Source organism: Methanomicrobia archaeon (assembly GCA_011049045.1).
Taxonomy (GTDB): domain Archaea; phylum Halobacteriota; class Syntropharchaeia; order Alkanophagales; family Methanospirareceae; genus JACGMN01.
This window is the reverse complement of the sequence record DSCO01000035.1, coordinates 1-15,406: the sequence shown is the minus strand read 5'-3', so window position 1 is coordinate 15,406 and position 15,406 is coordinate 1. Positions and strand designations below refer to the sequence as shown.

17 protein-coding genes are annotated in these 15,406 nt (G+C 51.9%); 3 read left to right on the top strand and 14 right to left on the bottom strand.

Annotated features, from left to right (window positions below; translation table 11 throughout):
• Positions 1-1,115: 1,115 nt before the first annotated feature.
• Positions 1,116-2,171: a hypothetical protein gene (locus ENN68_04250; GenBank protein HDS45294.1), complete on the top strand. Its 1,056-nt coding sequence runs from the start codon at positions 1,116-1,118 to the stop codon at positions 2,169-2,171.
• 129 nt (positions 2,172-2,300) lie between these two features.
• Here the strand turns inward: ENN68_04250 and ENN68_04245 are convergent, their stop codons facing one another.
• On the bottom strand, positions 2,301-2,633 hold the full coding sequence (locus ENN68_04245) for a hypothetical protein (GenBank protein HDS45293.1): 333 nt from the start codon (positions 2,631-2,633) through the stop codon (positions 2,301-2,303).
• A gap of 131 nt (positions 2,634-2,764) precedes the next feature.
• Between ENN68_04245 and ENN68_04240 the strand changes: the two genes are divergently transcribed.
• Positions 2,765-3,727 (top strand): hypothetical protein, encoded by a 963-nt coding sequence (locus ENN68_04240; GenBank protein HDS45292.1) that lies wholly within the window; start codon positions 2,765-2,767, stop codon positions 3,725-3,727.
• A gap of 363 nt (positions 3,728-4,090) precedes the next feature.
• On the top strand, positions 4,091-5,095 hold the full coding sequence (locus ENN68_04235; GenBank protein HDS45291.1) for a hypothetical protein: 1,005 nt from the start codon (positions 4,091-4,093) through the stop codon (positions 5,093-5,095).
• Here the strand turns inward: ENN68_04235 and ENN68_04230 are convergent.
• From ENN68_04230 to ENN68_04170, 13 genes are all read right to left on the bottom strand, one after another.
• On the bottom strand, positions 5,072-6,478 hold the full coding sequence (locus ENN68_04230) for an AAA family ATPase (protein ID HDS45290.1): 1,407 nt from the start codon (positions 6,476-6,478) through the stop codon (positions 5,072-5,074). The genes ENN68_04235 and ENN68_04230 overlap by 24 nt on opposite strands.
• 18 nt (positions 6,479-6,496) lie before the next feature.
• The gene (locus ENN68_04225; protein ID HDS45289.1) at positions 6,497-6,781 is read right to left on the bottom strand and encodes a hypothetical protein; all 285 of its coding nucleotides are present in this window, start codon (positions 6,779-6,781) and stop codon (positions 6,497-6,499) included.
• A gap of 151 nt (positions 6,782-6,932) precedes the next feature.
• Positions 6,933-8,816, bottom strand: coding sequence for a Na(+)/H(+) antiporter subunit D (locus ENN68_04220; GenBank protein ID HDS45288.1), 1,884 nt, complete (start codon positions 8,814-8,816; stop codon positions 6,933-6,935).
• Positions 8,816-9,166 (bottom strand): hypothetical protein, encoded by a 351-nt coding sequence (locus tag ENN68_04215; GenBank protein HDS45287.1) that lies wholly within the window; start codon positions 9,164-9,166, stop codon positions 8,816-8,818. The genes ENN68_04220 and ENN68_04215 overlap by 1 nt, the downstream gene beginning before the upstream one ends.
• Positions 9,167-9,169: 3 nt before the next feature.
• Positions 9,170-10,687, bottom strand: coding sequence for a monovalent cation/H+ antiporter subunit D family protein (locus ENN68_04210; protein HDS45286.1), 1,518 nt, complete (start codon positions 10,685-10,687; stop codon positions 9,170-9,172).
• On the bottom strand, positions 10,684-12,237 hold the full coding sequence (locus tag ENN68_04205; protein HDS45285.1) for a monovalent cation/H+ antiporter subunit D family protein: 1,554 nt from the start codon (positions 12,235-12,237) through the stop codon (positions 10,684-10,686). The genes ENN68_04210 and ENN68_04205 overlap by 4 nt, the downstream gene beginning before the upstream one ends.
• An 84-nt stretch (positions 12,238-12,321) precedes the next feature.
• Positions 12,322-12,702, bottom strand: coding sequence for a Na+/H+ antiporter subunit C (locus ENN68_04200; GenBank protein HDS45284.1), 381 nt, complete (start codon positions 12,700-12,702; stop codon positions 12,322-12,324).
• 2 nt (positions 12,703-12,704) lie between these two features.
• The gene (locus tag ENN68_04195; GenBank protein HDS45283.1) at positions 12,705-13,193 is read right to left on the bottom strand and encodes a Na(+)/H(+) antiporter subunit B; all 489 of its coding nucleotides are present in this window, start codon (positions 13,191-13,193) and stop codon (positions 12,705-12,707) included.
• Positions 13,190-13,780 carry a hypothetical protein gene (locus ENN68_04190; GenBank protein HDS45282.1) on the bottom strand — a complete coding sequence of 197 codons (591 nt, stop codon included), beginning with the start codon at positions 13,778-13,780 and terminating at the stop codon, positions 13,190-13,192. The genes ENN68_04195 and ENN68_04190 overlap by 4 nt, the downstream gene beginning before the upstream one ends.
• The gene (locus ENN68_04185) at positions 13,765-14,010 is read right to left on the bottom strand and encodes a DUF4040 domain-containing protein (GenBank protein ID HDS45281.1); all 246 of its coding nucleotides are present in this window, start codon (positions 14,008-14,010) and stop codon (positions 13,765-13,767) included. Before ENN68_04185 ends, ENN68_04190 begins: the two co-directional genes overlap by 16 nt.
• A 31-nt stretch (positions 14,011-14,041) precedes the next feature.
• Complete coding sequence (locus ENN68_04180; GenBank protein ID HDS45280.1) at positions 14,042-14,590, bottom strand: protein MnhE; 549 nt, start codon at positions 14,588-14,590, stop codon at positions 14,042-14,044.
• Positions 14,591-14,611: 21 nt separating this feature from the next.
• On the bottom strand, positions 14,612-14,968 hold the full coding sequence (locus tag ENN68_04175; protein ID HDS45279.1) for a cation:proton antiporter: 357 nt from the start codon (positions 14,966-14,968) through the stop codon (positions 14,612-14,614).
• Complete coding sequence (locus ENN68_04170) at positions 14,956-15,246, bottom strand: cation:proton antiporter (GenBank protein ID HDS45278.1); 291 nt, start codon at positions 15,244-15,246, stop codon at positions 14,956-14,958. The genes ENN68_04175 and ENN68_04170 overlap by 13 nt, the downstream gene beginning before the upstream one ends.
• Positions 15,247-15,406 lie beyond the last annotated feature (160 nt).

Below are 15,406 nucleotides of genomic sequence, written 5' to 3'. Positions count from 1 at the left end.
GGCATAATCACTTATCCGCTCTCAATCTACTTATTCCTTTCGGTCTGGTTACCCTAACGAAGCTCACTGCTAACGCAATTTTGTAAAATCACGCGCAGCACCCATTAACTTGACAACCCCGGTTTTCTTCCGTTACTGTAGTTCCAAAAGAGATAGTTCCATGAATGATAAACGAGATTGAGGACGAGGGCGGAGGTCTGCAGAGCGCGAAGGTGAGATCGGCTATGTCAAATATTCCGTAATCGCGCGGACAAAGTGGTTCTTGCCGCACAGGAACCAGGAAAGCAGGCAAAACCCGCGCTCGCTTACGCTCACCTAAAGAAGGACACTCACCGGCACAGGTCGCTCTTCAGGTGGGAAACCGAACTTACTCACGTTCCGGCTAATCGAGCCCTCGCGAGAGCTTTCTGCGGAATCCGCTTTGCCCCGCTCGAGGTCTTCCACGATCTTTCGCGAGCGCAGATTCCGCTATGAGAGGTTCCCTTCGACGCTGTTCGCCCTTTTGATAGAGTCGAGCACCGTATCGCGGAAGGCACAGCAGCCTGAGAGTTCTTCAGCCGCAGCGCATTTGCCGCCGCTTCAGGCGAGTGATTCGTCGAACTTGCTGTGTACGTTAGTCCGTTGAGCGTCTCCTGCAGGCGGTACTTCGCGCCGTTCGGCATCGCAACGATATCGCCCTTCCAGCGTAGTAGCTCTGAGAGTATTTCCCAAAAAATCGGTAGCGCCACGAGAATCCCTAATGCACCCAAATTCCGGGATAGTCATTCATTTCAAAGGTGCCTTGCTTTTTGGCGTGGATGTGGAACGTATAAATTCCTTTCGGAAGGAGGGCTGTTCGGAACTTCTGCGCGAATGGGCTTCATTCCGAAAGTCGGTACCGGGAGGAGATACCTGCACCCTAGTGGCCTTTGAAGGGCACAGTTACAGCGGAATGAAAAGAGGGACCGCCCCACCAAGGAGGCACAAAGGCCCCATTTACCCCACTGACTCCGCCTCTGCACGTCCGCTTTGATGCGCATCCGCCCGGTCTCTTATCTCTTCACCTTTTGGGATGAAGCCGCGTAAATCGAAGGGTATTTATACACCACCACACAACTGTTCTATAGTTCACGTGAGTGGTAGCGAATGAGAAGGAGGTATTGCTGGTAGCGATGGGAGCGGAAGAATCCTTCGAGAAGCGTATATTGAATGGGCGGATCGCACTCGCGATCCTGCTTGTAGCGGTTGTGTGGCGTACGTTCATCAGTTTAGATGGTGAGATAGCATTCTGGGAAAGCTTGTGCTCGGGCGTGGCGCTCTTCATCGTTGGGTGGCTGCTCTTCGTTTATGTCTTTCGCCTTTCCCAGGAATTGAAGGGCTGGGTACTAACAAATTATATTTATCGGGGCATTGCCATCGGGCTGGTAATCATAAACGTTTATGTCGTGATCTACTACATAATGAGATGGTACACGTTGCTCTACGGAGCAGTTACAGCCCCGCCAATGGATTTCGTTTTTAGAGACATTCGTTATATCGCTCTGGTGTTTTTTTATTGCGCGGTTATATGGTTTGCGCGGTATCCAAAGCAGATGCATGAAGAGTACCTGTCGCGGTCGAAAGAGAAGACGGTTATGCACCTCATCTCTCCATATCTTTATCACCGGGTAAAAAAGCTGAAGGACATGAGCGTAAAAGAATTAGTAGGTTACGTGATAACAGATGAACGGACTTTATTAGTAATTGTAGGTCTCGCATTTATATGGCGAATAGTCATCAGTTTCGACAACATAATCAGCGCACGAGAGCATATGGCTTCAGGCATTGCGCTTATTATAGTTGGCTGGCTCTTCTTCGCATACATATATTCTTTACCGAAGAAGCAGGGTGACTGGTCGGCATTGGTTAAAGTCTATCACGGCATTGCACTCGGGATACTCGCCATTAATATCTACGTGCTCGTGTACTACGGAATATCCTGGTACGGCGTGTCAGAAGCTGCTGAGGTCGCTCTGTCACTGGAATACCTGTTGAGTGACGTGAAATTTATCGCGTTCGTGATGTTTTATTGCGCCTCAATCGCGCTTTCGACGTTCCTCAAACGAGCATACGAGGAATATACGCTACTAGCCTCCGAAGCAGCGCGACCGCGAAGCAGACAGAAGAGCGCGGCCGCTACACAAAGGAAGTGAGTGAGCGCTATCTTGAAGCGCTTCCTCCGCGATGTGGTTCTCCACGCCGTGTGATTTCGTGTCAGGACGATTGCACTACAGGAGCACGCTCGCTCCTATCGAGCACCGCTAAATGGAACCGTGGTCGCTTCACGCACGCAGTTCCGTGAGCCAGTAGGCGTAGGTATCTAAGACCGCTCCAAGATTACCCAGCAAGTTTAACCGAAAGTGAAACTCAAGCCAATCCCGGCCAATAAGCACCATGACCGGGGGAGACAACTGCGCGATAAAGTCGGTAAAAGTCGGTAAGTCTTCGCTCACTATCTGCCCCGGCGCCTCTTTTATCTCCTTCCGGTTCTCAACGATGTGGAAAAACGAGAGATAATCGTGCACCTGCGCGAAAGGCAGCATCCCGCGGCTGAGCCGCCGCTCAGCCCAGCCGCTGCTGAGGATCATCATGCAATGGGTTTCCTGCAGTCCCACCGGCCTTACTCGCCATCTGAGCGAGACGTTCGATTCGATGAGCAGTACATTTATATACCTTTATCGCCAAAAGATCCATGCCCACGACAAAGGAGAGACCTTAAAAGAAGGAGGAGAAGTTTTACGGTCACATGGGAGTGAACGATTCTTCCGAGACAGGGGTATCGGGCGGGCAAATAGCGCTACTAGGAATACTGCTGGTGGCGATTTTGTGGCGAGTGGTCATAAGCCTCGATGGTAAGATAACCTTTTGGGAGAGTTTGTGCTCGGGCATTCCTCTTATCCTCCTGGGCTGGGTTCTCTTTGGTTATTGTTATCGCCACACCAGAGGACTGAAAGGTTGGATTATCTCCAATTATATTTATCAGGGTATCGCCATTTGCTTGGTCGTGGTGAATAGTTATGTTCTTATTTATTACGGGATGAGATGGTACAGGTTACTGGCCGTGGAAGCTTATCTCCCCCTGGATTTCATCTTCCGGGATATACGATATATCACGCTGGTGACGTTTTATTGCTCGGTAATCTGGTCGGCGAAGTATGTAAAAAAGATGCATGAGGAGTATATATCGCGGGCTAAAAGAAAGACTGTTCAACAGCTCATGTCACCCAATTTACACCACCGGAGCACAAAGCTGAGCGAAATGGAACTGGCAGATATTGTAATGGATGAACGGACATTAATAGTGATCATAGGACTCACGTTTTTATGGCGTATTTTCATAAGCCTTGACTACGAAATATCGATTTGGGAAAGTCTCATCTCAGGTATCGCTGTTATCCTGTTAGGTTGGATCGTTTTCGCGCATTTATATTTTCTGTTCAGCAAACAAAGGAACTGGTTGGACCTGCTTAAGGTCTATCATGCCACTGCCCTCGGTGTAATCGCTATGAACCTGTATACTCTTGTTTACTATGGAATGAGGTGGTATAGATTAGCGGGGTCAGAAGAAGCCTTTGTGCCATGGGATTTCCTTTTCAGAGATGTGAGATATTTTATATTGGTGATGTTCTATTGTGCATCCCTGGTGCTATCGACGTTTCTAAAAAGGGCGTATGTGGAATACACGATACTGTCAACGGGAAAGCCTTAAATTAAAAGCCCTTCTGCCCGGGGATAAAAGGACCTCATACAATACAAAAGGAGTGAGTTATCCCGCAGGTTCTTGCGTGCCGCTTTCAGCTCCGTTCAGATCTCAGAGACAGGGCAGGTAAGACTGATTGGCGTTTCATTACTTGTCCACGCTCAACCCACTAAATCTTTTTGGGCCAGTTACCGCAACGCAGCTCAATGCTGTCTCAATTTTGCACATTCGCGCGCAGAACCCTTCAACTTTACTTACAGCTCCGGTTTTCTCGTGAAGCGAAGGGTATTTATACCGCAATACACAACTGTTCAATAGTTCATGATCTATCTTATCTGATGAGCGCATGAGAAGGAGGTATTGCTGGTAGCGATGGGCGCGGAAGAATCCTTCGAGAAGCGTATATTGAATGGGCGGACCGCACTCGCGATCCTGCTTGTAGCGGTTGTGTGGCGTACGCTGATCAGTTTAGATGGTGAGATAGTATTCTGGGAAAGCTTGTGCTCGGGCGTGGCGCTCTTCATCGTTGGCTGGATGCTCTTCGTTTATGTCTTTCGCCTTTCCCGGGAATTGACGGGCTGGATACTAACAAATTATATCTATCAGGGCATTGCCATCGGGCTGGTAATCATAAACGTTTATACCGTGATCTACTACGTAATGAGATGGTATACGTTGCTCTACGGAGCAGTTACAGCACCGCCAATGGATTTCGTCTTTAGGGACATTCGCTATATCGCTTTGGTGGTTTTTTATTGCGCGGTTATATGGTCTGCGCGGTATCCAAAGCAGATGCATGAAGAGTACCTGTCGCGGTCGAAAGAGAAGACGGTTATGCACCTCATCACCCCCTATCTTTACCACCGGGTTAAAACGCTGAAGGAGATGAGCGTAAAAGAATTAATAGGCCGCGTGATAACAGATGAACGGACTTTATTAGTAATTGTGGGTCTCGCATTTATATGGCGAATAGTTGTCAGTCTCGACAACACAATCAGCGCAGCAGAGCATATAGCTTCAGGTATTGCACTTATTATAGTTGGCTGGCTCTTCTTCGCATACATATATTCTTTACCGAGGAAGCAGGGTGACTGGTTGGCATTGGTTAAAGTCTATCACGGCATTGCACTCGGGATACTCGCCCTTAATATCTACGTACTCGTGTACTACGGAATAACCTGGTACACGATGCCAAGCACTACTGTTGAGGTCGCTCTGTCACGGGAATACCTGTTAAGTGACGTGAAATTTATCGCGTTCGTAATGTTTTATTGCGCCTCAATCACGCTTTCGAAGTTCCTCAAGCGGGCATACGAGGAATATACGCTACTAGCCTCCGAAGGAGCTTCCCCGTTACACAAAGGGCGTGAGCTCTAACTTGAGTGCTTCCTCGGTGATGATGTTCTCCAGGCAGTGTAATTTCGTGTCAGGGCGATTGCAATACAGGAGCACGCTCCTATTGAGCACCGCTAAATTGAACCGTGTGGAGACCATGTGGCTCAATCCCTCGCCCAACAAGCATCCTGTGGGCGTTGAAAATACGCCGATATCCTCCCGCTCGCGCACTTCCGTAATCCAGTATGCGAAGATCTCTAACGCCTCTTCGAGATTGCCCAGCGCTTTCAATCGATATTGATACTCCAGCCAATCGGTTCCGATGATGACCATCACGGGTGGCTCCAGCCGAGCAATATACTCAGCGAAGACCGGGAATTCCTCTTCTAACGTCCGACCTTCCAGAACCTTTACGTTCTCCCTTACCTCTCTCGCTTTCTCGGACCTTCGTATCTCAAAGACGGTTAAATACTTGAGATAATCCTGTTCATCAACAAACGGAAGTATCCCTCTTCTCAGTCGCCGCTCATCCCACCCACTACTGGGGATCTTGACGACGTGCGTCCCCTGCTGAATACAGTTGATGATCATGTGCGCAATGATAGACTGGTAGCCCAGGAGAGAGAGGTCATCACCGTATTGCACCAGAGCAGTGCTTCCTGTGTTCAGTCCACCCCCTAAAATCAAATCCAGCTCCTTAACACCGGTGGATATATATGAGGGCGGACTGGGAATGACCTTTACCTTTCTCGGCTTCTCTACTTTACGCCGCTCAAAGGGTCCGAACGTGCGGAATCTGCCCCCATCTAACGTAAAGCCGTATTTGTACTGACTTATTCTAACGCCTCGCAGCTTCTTCAATAAGATTTCACGCGCCCTGCGATAATCAACGGTAATGCGACTCAGCTCAACTATCCCGTCAACGATATAATCGAGCGGGGTAGTCTCGGTTCGCTCTGAGATGAGTATCATATTCATCTTGTATTCCGTGGCATAATGTCGTATCGCATCAATTATGGTCGCTTCAAGCGCTTCGACCTTTTCCTCTTTCTCTTCTGACGTGAGCGCTTCCCAGCTATCAAGCACGAGTATGGCGGGTTTTTCCGGTTGCGTTTCCAGCAATTCACGGTGAAGCACCTCAGAGAAGGAGCGGGGGCGCGGAAATGCGCGTGATGAAATAAACAATTTCGTTGCATCTATCACGTTGAAAGCCCCCATGCGATCTTCCAACCAGGGGAATTGTGCATGTAGCGAAGGAGGCGATACCCGTGTTGAGAGGTAGACCGCATTGTTCCCCGCGAACTCATTGAGAATTTCAAACGCGAGCATAGTCTTCCCGGTTCCCGGCTCGCCCTTCACGAGGAGCGTAAAGCCCATTCCGGCGGATAATGCGTCGCGCACTTCTGGCGGTATTCTGCTTTCCATGATCGTTTATGCGTCGTGCTAAATTAAAAGCCTTTCGATATTTACGAGAATGAGCTCGTGCATGATAAAGACTCTCAGCACGTTAAAGAAGAGGTACGCAATGATGCAGAAGAGGACGAAGAGGAGCGCGAGGAAGAAACCCATATAAAAGCCTAAACTGCCCAGATCAACGTCTGGACAGGTTTGTTTCAGGGTCTCCACAACCCGCGGGTCACCCAGAGCAGCGGGACTCAGCATCACACTCAGTGCGCAGGCGGGGCATCTAAAAAAACATTTTACGGCTCGTGTCAGGTCACCACTCATATGCCCGTTTCACCTCTCTCTTTTTTTCTTTCTTCTTCTTTATTACACCGCTGTCGTCACCGCGTTAGATCTCAGGATGTAGTTATCTATGGTTTTATAGTATGTGGTTATAAATGTTTCGTTTTTCGTTCTCCTGCTTCGTTATTATTAGCTAGCCCACCAGGTACAGTAACAAATACGCCACGAGGAACAGCAGTATCAAAATCAGCGATGCACCCAAACTCAGTCGAGGAAGTTCGCGCGGGTAGCGCTGCCGTGCACCCTCCAGGCCGCTCTCGTAGGTCCGCACGTACTCGGACGTCGAGGCAAGGTTCTTCTCCAGTTGTATCCGCAGGTCGAGGCCCTTGATCCGCACCGCTTCCGCAGGGTTCCTGCCAATCCAGACGAAATAACTCGCGATCTTCAGCGTCAACCGATCAACGAACTTCGCAAATGAAAGTACCGGCTTCTCACAGAACCAGATGAACCACTGTCCTGAGATGCGGTAGAACCAGTCGAGATCCAGTGCCATCTTCGGCTCACGGTGCGTGAACGGCTCGCGCAGCACCCACCAGAACGCGGGGAAGGCGAAGAGGAAGAACATGCTGAGCTCGACGACGATCTTCGGCGCGTACGGGTGCGCGATATAATGCTCAAAGGTGTGTATCTCCGAGGCCAAGCCCTCAACCGCGGGGAGTATCATATGATACATCGGCCCCGGAAACACCGCGACCGCGATACAGAGGACCGCTAAGATACCCATACCTGCCATCATATTCACCGGAGGATCCTGCGCTTTGATCTTTTTGGGGGTGTCGCGTTCAAAGAAGGTGAGATACGGGATCTTCACCGCCAGACAGAGGAACGTACCGACAGACGCAATTTCAAGCAAGAGCCAGGGCCAGGGCTGATTCGCGAAGACGGCAGATTCAATTACCAGGGGCTTACTCACGAAGACGCTGAAGAGTGGAAAGCCAGAAATGGAGGCGGCACCGATCATCCACATCCAGAAGGTCTTGGGCATGGATTTGTATAACCCGCCCAGATCGGACATTTTCGCGGTGCCCGTTGCCGCAAGCACGGCACCCGCGGACATGAACAGGAGCGTCTTACACATCGTATAACAGAGCGCGTGCGCAATCGCGCCGCCGACCGCGAGACCCGTGCCGATCCCGATGCCCGCGACCATGTACCCGCCCTGGGAGATGATATGATAGGCGAGGACCCGTCTGATATCGTTCACGATCAAGGCGTAGATGATCCCGTAGACCGCCATGATCGCCCCGAGCCACATGAGCACCTCGTAGCCCGTGAAGCCGCGCAGCAGCACATAGATCGCGCTCTTTGTGGTGAATGCATTGAGGAATACCGTGCCGGTGACCGTAGCTTCAGGATATGCATCAGAGAGCCACGCATGGAGCGGCGGCACGGCCCCGTTGATCATGAAGGCGATGAGGATCATGATCCCCGGTAAGCCAATCCCGTGTGTGGCGGGATCCACGAGTGAGCTGAAGCCCCAGGCGATCGAGCCGGTAGCCTGTAACTGGAGCACCACGCCGGCGAATAGGCAGATACCGCCGAATGAGTGCACCATAATGTACCGGAACCCCGCGCCCCACGCCGATTCCGTCTTGCGATACCAGATCAGGAACAGTGACGCCCAGGCCATTACTTCCCAGAAGAACAGCAGCGTGAACAGATCGCCGGCAAAAACCACACCCAGCGTACTGCCGATGTACAGGAAGGCGGAAACATGCTGCCACTCCTCCTTCACGTGACTTGCGTACACGAACATCGCCAGCGAGACGATAACGAACAGGAACCCGAAGAAGAGGCTCAAATTATCCACGTGGCCCAGCATGAGCGTATATTTCAAAAACGGGATCTCCCAGGTCTCGAGCGGCAATTCGCCAAAGAACCCGAGTGCCGTCAACGCGAGGACTATCAGGGCTACTATCGGTAAAAGAACAACGTACGCCTGCCTGACCTTGCCCTTCAGGAGTGGTATGAGCAGGCATCCAATAAGGTAAATGAATCCGGGATGTATCCAGACCATCACTGCTCACCCCCCGCTTCCTTCTGCTCCTGCTCTTCGCGTTTCTTGATGCTGTGCCGCTCGTAGTAATCCTCGCTCACTTTGATCAGCGGATAGACCCCGAGCTTTGAGAGCGCCAGAAGTATGACCCCCGCAACGAAGGCGAAACCAGCGGCAAATAGTGGGATGTGTAACCACCAGAATCCTTCTTCCTGTTCCTCTGCGTGCGCCGCTTCCTCATCGTGCATATCAGGAACATCCGCAGCTTCCGGGGCGGCTTCCATGAAATGGACTGCCAGGCCTGCAATCACCACGGCGACAAGGGCCAGGTAATACAGCTTCATCAACGTTTTACGATCAATCGCGACCATCGCTCAGATCCCGCCTCCTAAACTGGTAACGGCGATTCGCGCCAGTGAGATGATCACCTCTGAAACGGGATTAGGAATACAGAAGATGATGGAGAAGATCGCCGTGGTCACCAACGGGAAGACCATAAACGGTGAGGACTCTTTGATCTTTGGCTTCCATTCGTGGATATTCACGGTCACGTCTCTCGGCTTCTCGAAGTACGCGGTGCGGATGATCGGGAAGAAATAAATAATATCCAGCAGCGAGCTGATCAGCAGTACCGCGAGCAGCACGAGCTGCTCGGCCTGCAGCGTACCCAAACACAGGTACCATTTGCTGACAAAGCCACATGCCGGTGGTGCGCCGGCCATGCCGAGCGCGCCGATGGTAAAGGCGAACATGGTCAGGGGCATAATCCGCCCGATACCCGCCATTTCACTGATGTTCTTCTTGCCCGAGGCGACCATGATCGAGCCGGCGCACATAAAGAGGGTGATCTTCATGAAGCCATGGAAGGGAATGTGGAGCATCGCGCCCTGTATTCCCATCGGGCTCAGCAACGATACACCGAAGATAATATATGAGAGCTGGCTGATCGTGGAATATGCTAATCGCCGCTTCAGATTGTCCTGCGCGATCGCCATCAAGGACGCGGCAAGCATCGTGAAACCCGCGATCGTGGCGAGGATCACACCGAGACCCAGTTCGGTCATCAAGTCCACCCCGTAGATGTAACAGACAGCGCGAACGATACAGAACACGCCGGCCTTAACGACCGCGACCGCGTGCAGCAACGCACTCACCGGTGTCGGGGCCACCATTGCGGTCGGCAGCCAGGAATGGAAAGGCATCCAGGCCGCCTTCATGAAGCCGAGCATAAAGAAGAAGAAGAGCACGATCAATGCAGCCGGTGAGGCCGCGTCAGTACTGAGAATCCCGCCGTTCGTGAAGTCCGTGGTGCCGACGTATGAGTAGGTCAGCAGTACAGCGGCCAGGAAGAAGACGCCCGCGGTAAGCAGATAAGCCAGATATTTGCGTCCGCCGAAGATCGCCTCCTCCGTCTGGTCGTGCGCCACCAGCGGATAGGTCGAGACCGTCAGGATCTCGTAGAAGATGAACATCGTGAACAGATTCGCGGACATGGCCACGCCCACGGCACCCAGAATGGCGAGCGCGAAACAGAAATAGTACCGTGTCTGCGCGTGCTCGTGTAACGAGCGCATGTAGCCGACGGAATAGGATGAGACCAGAATCCATAACGAGGCCGAGGTCATGGCGAAGAGCAGTCCAAAGGCATCGATCTTGAACCCGAATTCCACATTGGGCAGAATGGTAAAGAGATTATATTCGAGTACCCCACCGTTCAAGTCCTTCACATCGAGGATCATAGTGACCACGATAAGGAACTGAGCAACCGCCGCCGTCATGGTCCAGCCCTCCCGAACGTTCGGATGGTTCCTGAAGAGCAGGATCAACACCGCAGCGATTAACGGACAACAGAGCGCTAAAATCGGACGTATTGATATGACTGACTCTATCATGGTACCACGGTATACCTCCCTATCTCAAACAACTTATTCACACTATCCATTATCGGTACTGCACCGGTGATCGGGATCTCCGTCAGCCAGATGATACCCATCACGATACAGAGCACCCCGAGTAGCACCACCGGGATGAGCATGGTAAGCGGTATTTCATCGATCTTGACCGGCTTCGCATATTCATGATGGGGGCCCGCTTCGCCCACCTTCATATACATGGTCTCAATCACGCGCCAGAAGTAGACGAGGTTCAGCAGGGTGCTGAGCAAGATGACGGCCATGAATATGAAGTTACCGGCTTCCACAACGGCAAATATGAGATATACTTTCGTTACGAACCCCACGCTCGGGGGCACACCGATCATCGAGATCGCGGCGAGCGTAAATGCCGCACAGGTATAGGGCATTTTCCGGCCCAACCCGCGGAGATCAGTGATGTTCCACAATTCCGCCTTGTAGATGAATGCACCCGCGACCATGAACAAACAGCCCTTCATCAACGCGTGGTTCAAGATATGCATCAAGGCGGGGGTCAACCCACCCCAGAGGATGTGTTTGGTGGAGAGCGAAAGGCCAACCGCAAGCATGATGTAGCCCATCTGTGAGACCGAGGAATACGCAAGCATACGCTTAAGATTGATCTGTGCGATGGCGAGCACAGAACCGTAGATAATAGCGATTGCGGCCAACCAGCTAATGATATCGAAGATGGGCACGAGCCTGAGGAAGTCAAGCGTATAGACAGAGAACGAGATCCTTATGAGGGCGTAGGTGGACACCTCGATGATGATACCAGACAGCATAGCGCTGATCTCCGAGGGTGCGAATGAATGCGCGTCAGGTAACCAGGTATGAAGCGGGAAGAGCGCCATCTTGATGCTCAGGCCCACCACGATGAAAGCATACGCCAGCTGAACAGCTCTATTGCTGTAGAACGGGGGCAATAAGATAGAGATGTCATACATGTTCAGTGATCCGGTCACGGCATAGATGAGACCGATACCCATGAGCACGAAACTCGCACCGATAGCGCCCATGACGAGATACACGAAACTCGCTTTGAGCGAGATACCGCCACGAGAGGCGATCAATGCGTATGCGGCCAGCGAGAAGATCTCGATGAAGACGTACATATTGAAAATATCGCCGGTGATCGTGACGCCGCAGAGCCCGGTAATGAGCAGTTGATAAACGACATAAAAGGAGACGATTTTATCGGGTAGTTCGTGCTCGATGTTCCGCCGGGAGTACATCACGCAAACCAGAGATAAAAAGAGCAGGACGACCAGGATATAGCCATTTAACGCATCCATCACGTATTCAATGCCCCATGGCGGCATCCAGCCACCCAGCCAGTAATAAACGTTCCCTACGGTCAAAATGTGGTTGAGGATGACGATCGCCATGATCAGCTGAATGAAGATCGTGCCGAGCGAGATGAACCAGCAGGATTTCTTATTCACCGACCCAGCGACCAGAATGGTAAATGAAGAGACCAGAGAGATGGCTATAATAAGGACTGGAAGCTGTTCTACAATACCGACCATGCAACTATGTACCCCCTTCCTCCTCTCTCACTTTTGGTCTATATAAAGCTTTCACTTTCTCTCCACCGTGTCACTTGTGTCACGCTATAGCTTCCGCTCTATCTCTATGATCTCCGTCTCTTCTATTGTTCCGTATTCCTCGTACATCCGTATCACCAGCCCAAGCGCTACCGCGGTTGTCGCAACTCCAACGACAATTGCCGTGAGGATGAGCACATGGGGCAAGGGATTGACATACACGTATCCCATGCTCAGCATTTCTTCGCTCACGATCGGTGCAGTACCTCGAGGAAGTGGTCCAATGTCAGATAATGAAATGTAGAAGAGGAATATCGCCGTTTGGAAGATGGTCAACCCGATAACTTTTTTGATCAGGTTGTCCTTTGCAATCATGGCGTAGAAGCCGATGAGAATCAAAATAATCACAATCCAGTAGTTATATTTCGCAAGGAACCATTCGATCATCGTTAATGACCACCTTCCTTTCCGCTCTCCGTTTCGTCCTCCTTCTTCCAGACCAGGTTGAAGAATATCTCCGTGATGACGGCGCAGACGGTGATCCCGATACCAATCTCAACGATGTCTATGCCCAGCGCACGGTTCTCTTCGAACATGTGGGTGAGCGGCAGGAACCCGTAGTTGAGAAATTGCGCGGCACCCAGGGTAATAATTATGCAGAGGAGCCCGACGCCCGCGTAGAGATACACGCCCGTGCTCATCAAATAGTTATTGGCGCGTTCCGGGAACCGCTTCCCGGCCGCCGCGAGCCCGAAGATAACGAGATACAGGACGAAGGATGCGGCAAGTATAACACCACCCTGGAAACCGCCGCCCGGACCGCTGGCGCCGTGAATGATCACATACAGAGCAAACAACTGGATAAACGGTATCATCAATCTCCCGATGGTCTCGTTGACGACGTCCCGGCCGTAGACCCATTTTTTGTTGTCGGTCATGTTGGTTGCTTACCTCGTCTCCTTAACAGCAGAATGACGGAGATACCTGCAGTGAAGATAACCGTGACCTCCCCCAGCGTATCGAAGCCCCTGTAGTCTGCTAAGATGTAGGTCACCATGTTCGGCACTTCAGTCTCGTGCATGCCCTCCTCAATATACCGGATGATGGGTGCGTACCGGTACACTTCCAGGTTGTCGCCTTCCTGCTTGATATAGAAATATTTCTGCTCCTTCGGGGCGTCGGGAGCAGTGCCGAATTTGGCGGTGGGGATATTGTAATAGGTTTCCTTCGGGATAATATAGGCGTCCCATTCGCCTGCTGCCAGGCCTTTAACCGTGGCAGGAAGCTCGTAATCACGGAAACCCCGGTCGGTAAGCGCATCGACCAATGCCTCGGGCACAGTCCCCTGAGCCAACGCATCCACCGACCCGTCGGCATCAAGGGTAAACAACCACGTATACCTGTTCGGCGCGGAATTCGGATCACCGAAGTCAGGAATGTCCTCGGCAACATAGATGAACAGTGCGCCCAGCACCAGTACAAAAAGTAATGCTCCGACGGAGATCTGCTTCATCCCTTCTCCCACCTCTCGGTTCTGCAGAGCGCGGCTATTAAGAACGCCGTGGTCACACCCGCACCGACGGCGGCCTCGGTAAAGCCGACGTCCACCGAATGCATCTCGACCCAGACCATAGCCATCAGGAAGCTGTACGCCGTCAAGACAATGATAGCACTCAGGAGATCTCTCACCGTGATCGCCACCAGTGCGAGGATAACAATAATAAATAACAGCAACAGGTCGATTGCCACAATCATCGCTCCATCACCTCCTTCGCTTTTTCACCGTTCATTTCTCGTCATACACCTCCGCCACTTTCGTCTGCATCGTCTGATCCACCAGGAGCGCATCGCCCGGGGCTTTTGCGATCGCATGGACCCAGAACTTTCCGATCGGTGGATCAACCAGAATGGTAACCGTTCCCGGAGTTAAGGTGATAGAGTTAGCCATGGTAGTGAGCGCGAAATCGCTCCGCAGCGTGGTCTCGAATTCGATGATGGCCGGATCAACCGGTCCTGCACCGAAGATGCTCCCTTCCGGTCGCCCGCGCGTGAACGAGCTGGGGTGGAGTACCCGATAGGCGACATCGAGGTTCGCCAGCAGAATCTGATAGAACTCCCAGACTATATAACGGAGAAGCCGCACGAATTTCCGGGTTTCGAGTCCGCCCTCGCGCACAAAGAGGTCATGCGAGATGAGCGCAATGATCGCACAACTGATGATCCCCGCGCCCAGATGGAATGCATCAAAGTACCCCGAGAGGCATATCCAGAATACTAACAGCACCACAAAGGTGACGAGGATGCCAAACCCATTCCCACTTTTACGCTCCGTCATCTTCTTCCCTCCGGGTATACCTCACATCCGCTTGTCTCCAACCTTCCAGGGCTTCACACCGGTGGTATAGCCCGCTTTCATCAGTACGTGCGTCCCTACCGGATTGGTGAGCAATATAAAGATCATGAGGAAGAGCAGCTTGACCGGCACCAGCTGCACGGAGATGTCCGCACCGGGGCTGTAGACAAAGACGTGATAGATCAACAATCCCACGATGATCAGGATCTCGCCGAGGGTATCACACTTGCCCGTAGCGTGCAGACGTGTGTAGAAATCAGGGAATCGTAGCAGTCCGATGGCACCGGTAACCATAAAGAAGAGCCCCAGCGCGATGAGGATCGTTACGATCACCACAACTATCCCGATTAGCTCGACCATATCTCACCCCTCTCCAAATATTTCGCGAAGATCAGTGTACCAATAAAGTTAAGCAAGGCGTAGAGCAGTGACAGGTCAAAGAAATACGGCCGCTCGAAGTAGTACCCGATGACCACCAGGAGCACGACGGTCTTCGTCCCGATCACGTTGACGGCCACCACACGATTGAAGACGCCGGGGCCAATTCCGCCTCGATAGGTTGCCACGAGTATCGTCAGGGCGATAAGGACGCCCGTGAGCAACAAGATGTTCTCCTGGAAAAAGCCTGTTCCGATCATCCCGCCGACCCGTTCTTTTTGTTTAATAGATTATGTAGTAAGATGGTAGTGTACAGGCATTATAAAAAGCTTTTGGAATTTTTCGTCTAGGTGATGGCGCGATTCGAGGTGGCGAAGGCGCGGGCACTGGCGCGATTGCAGCGGAGCGGCGCAGACGAAG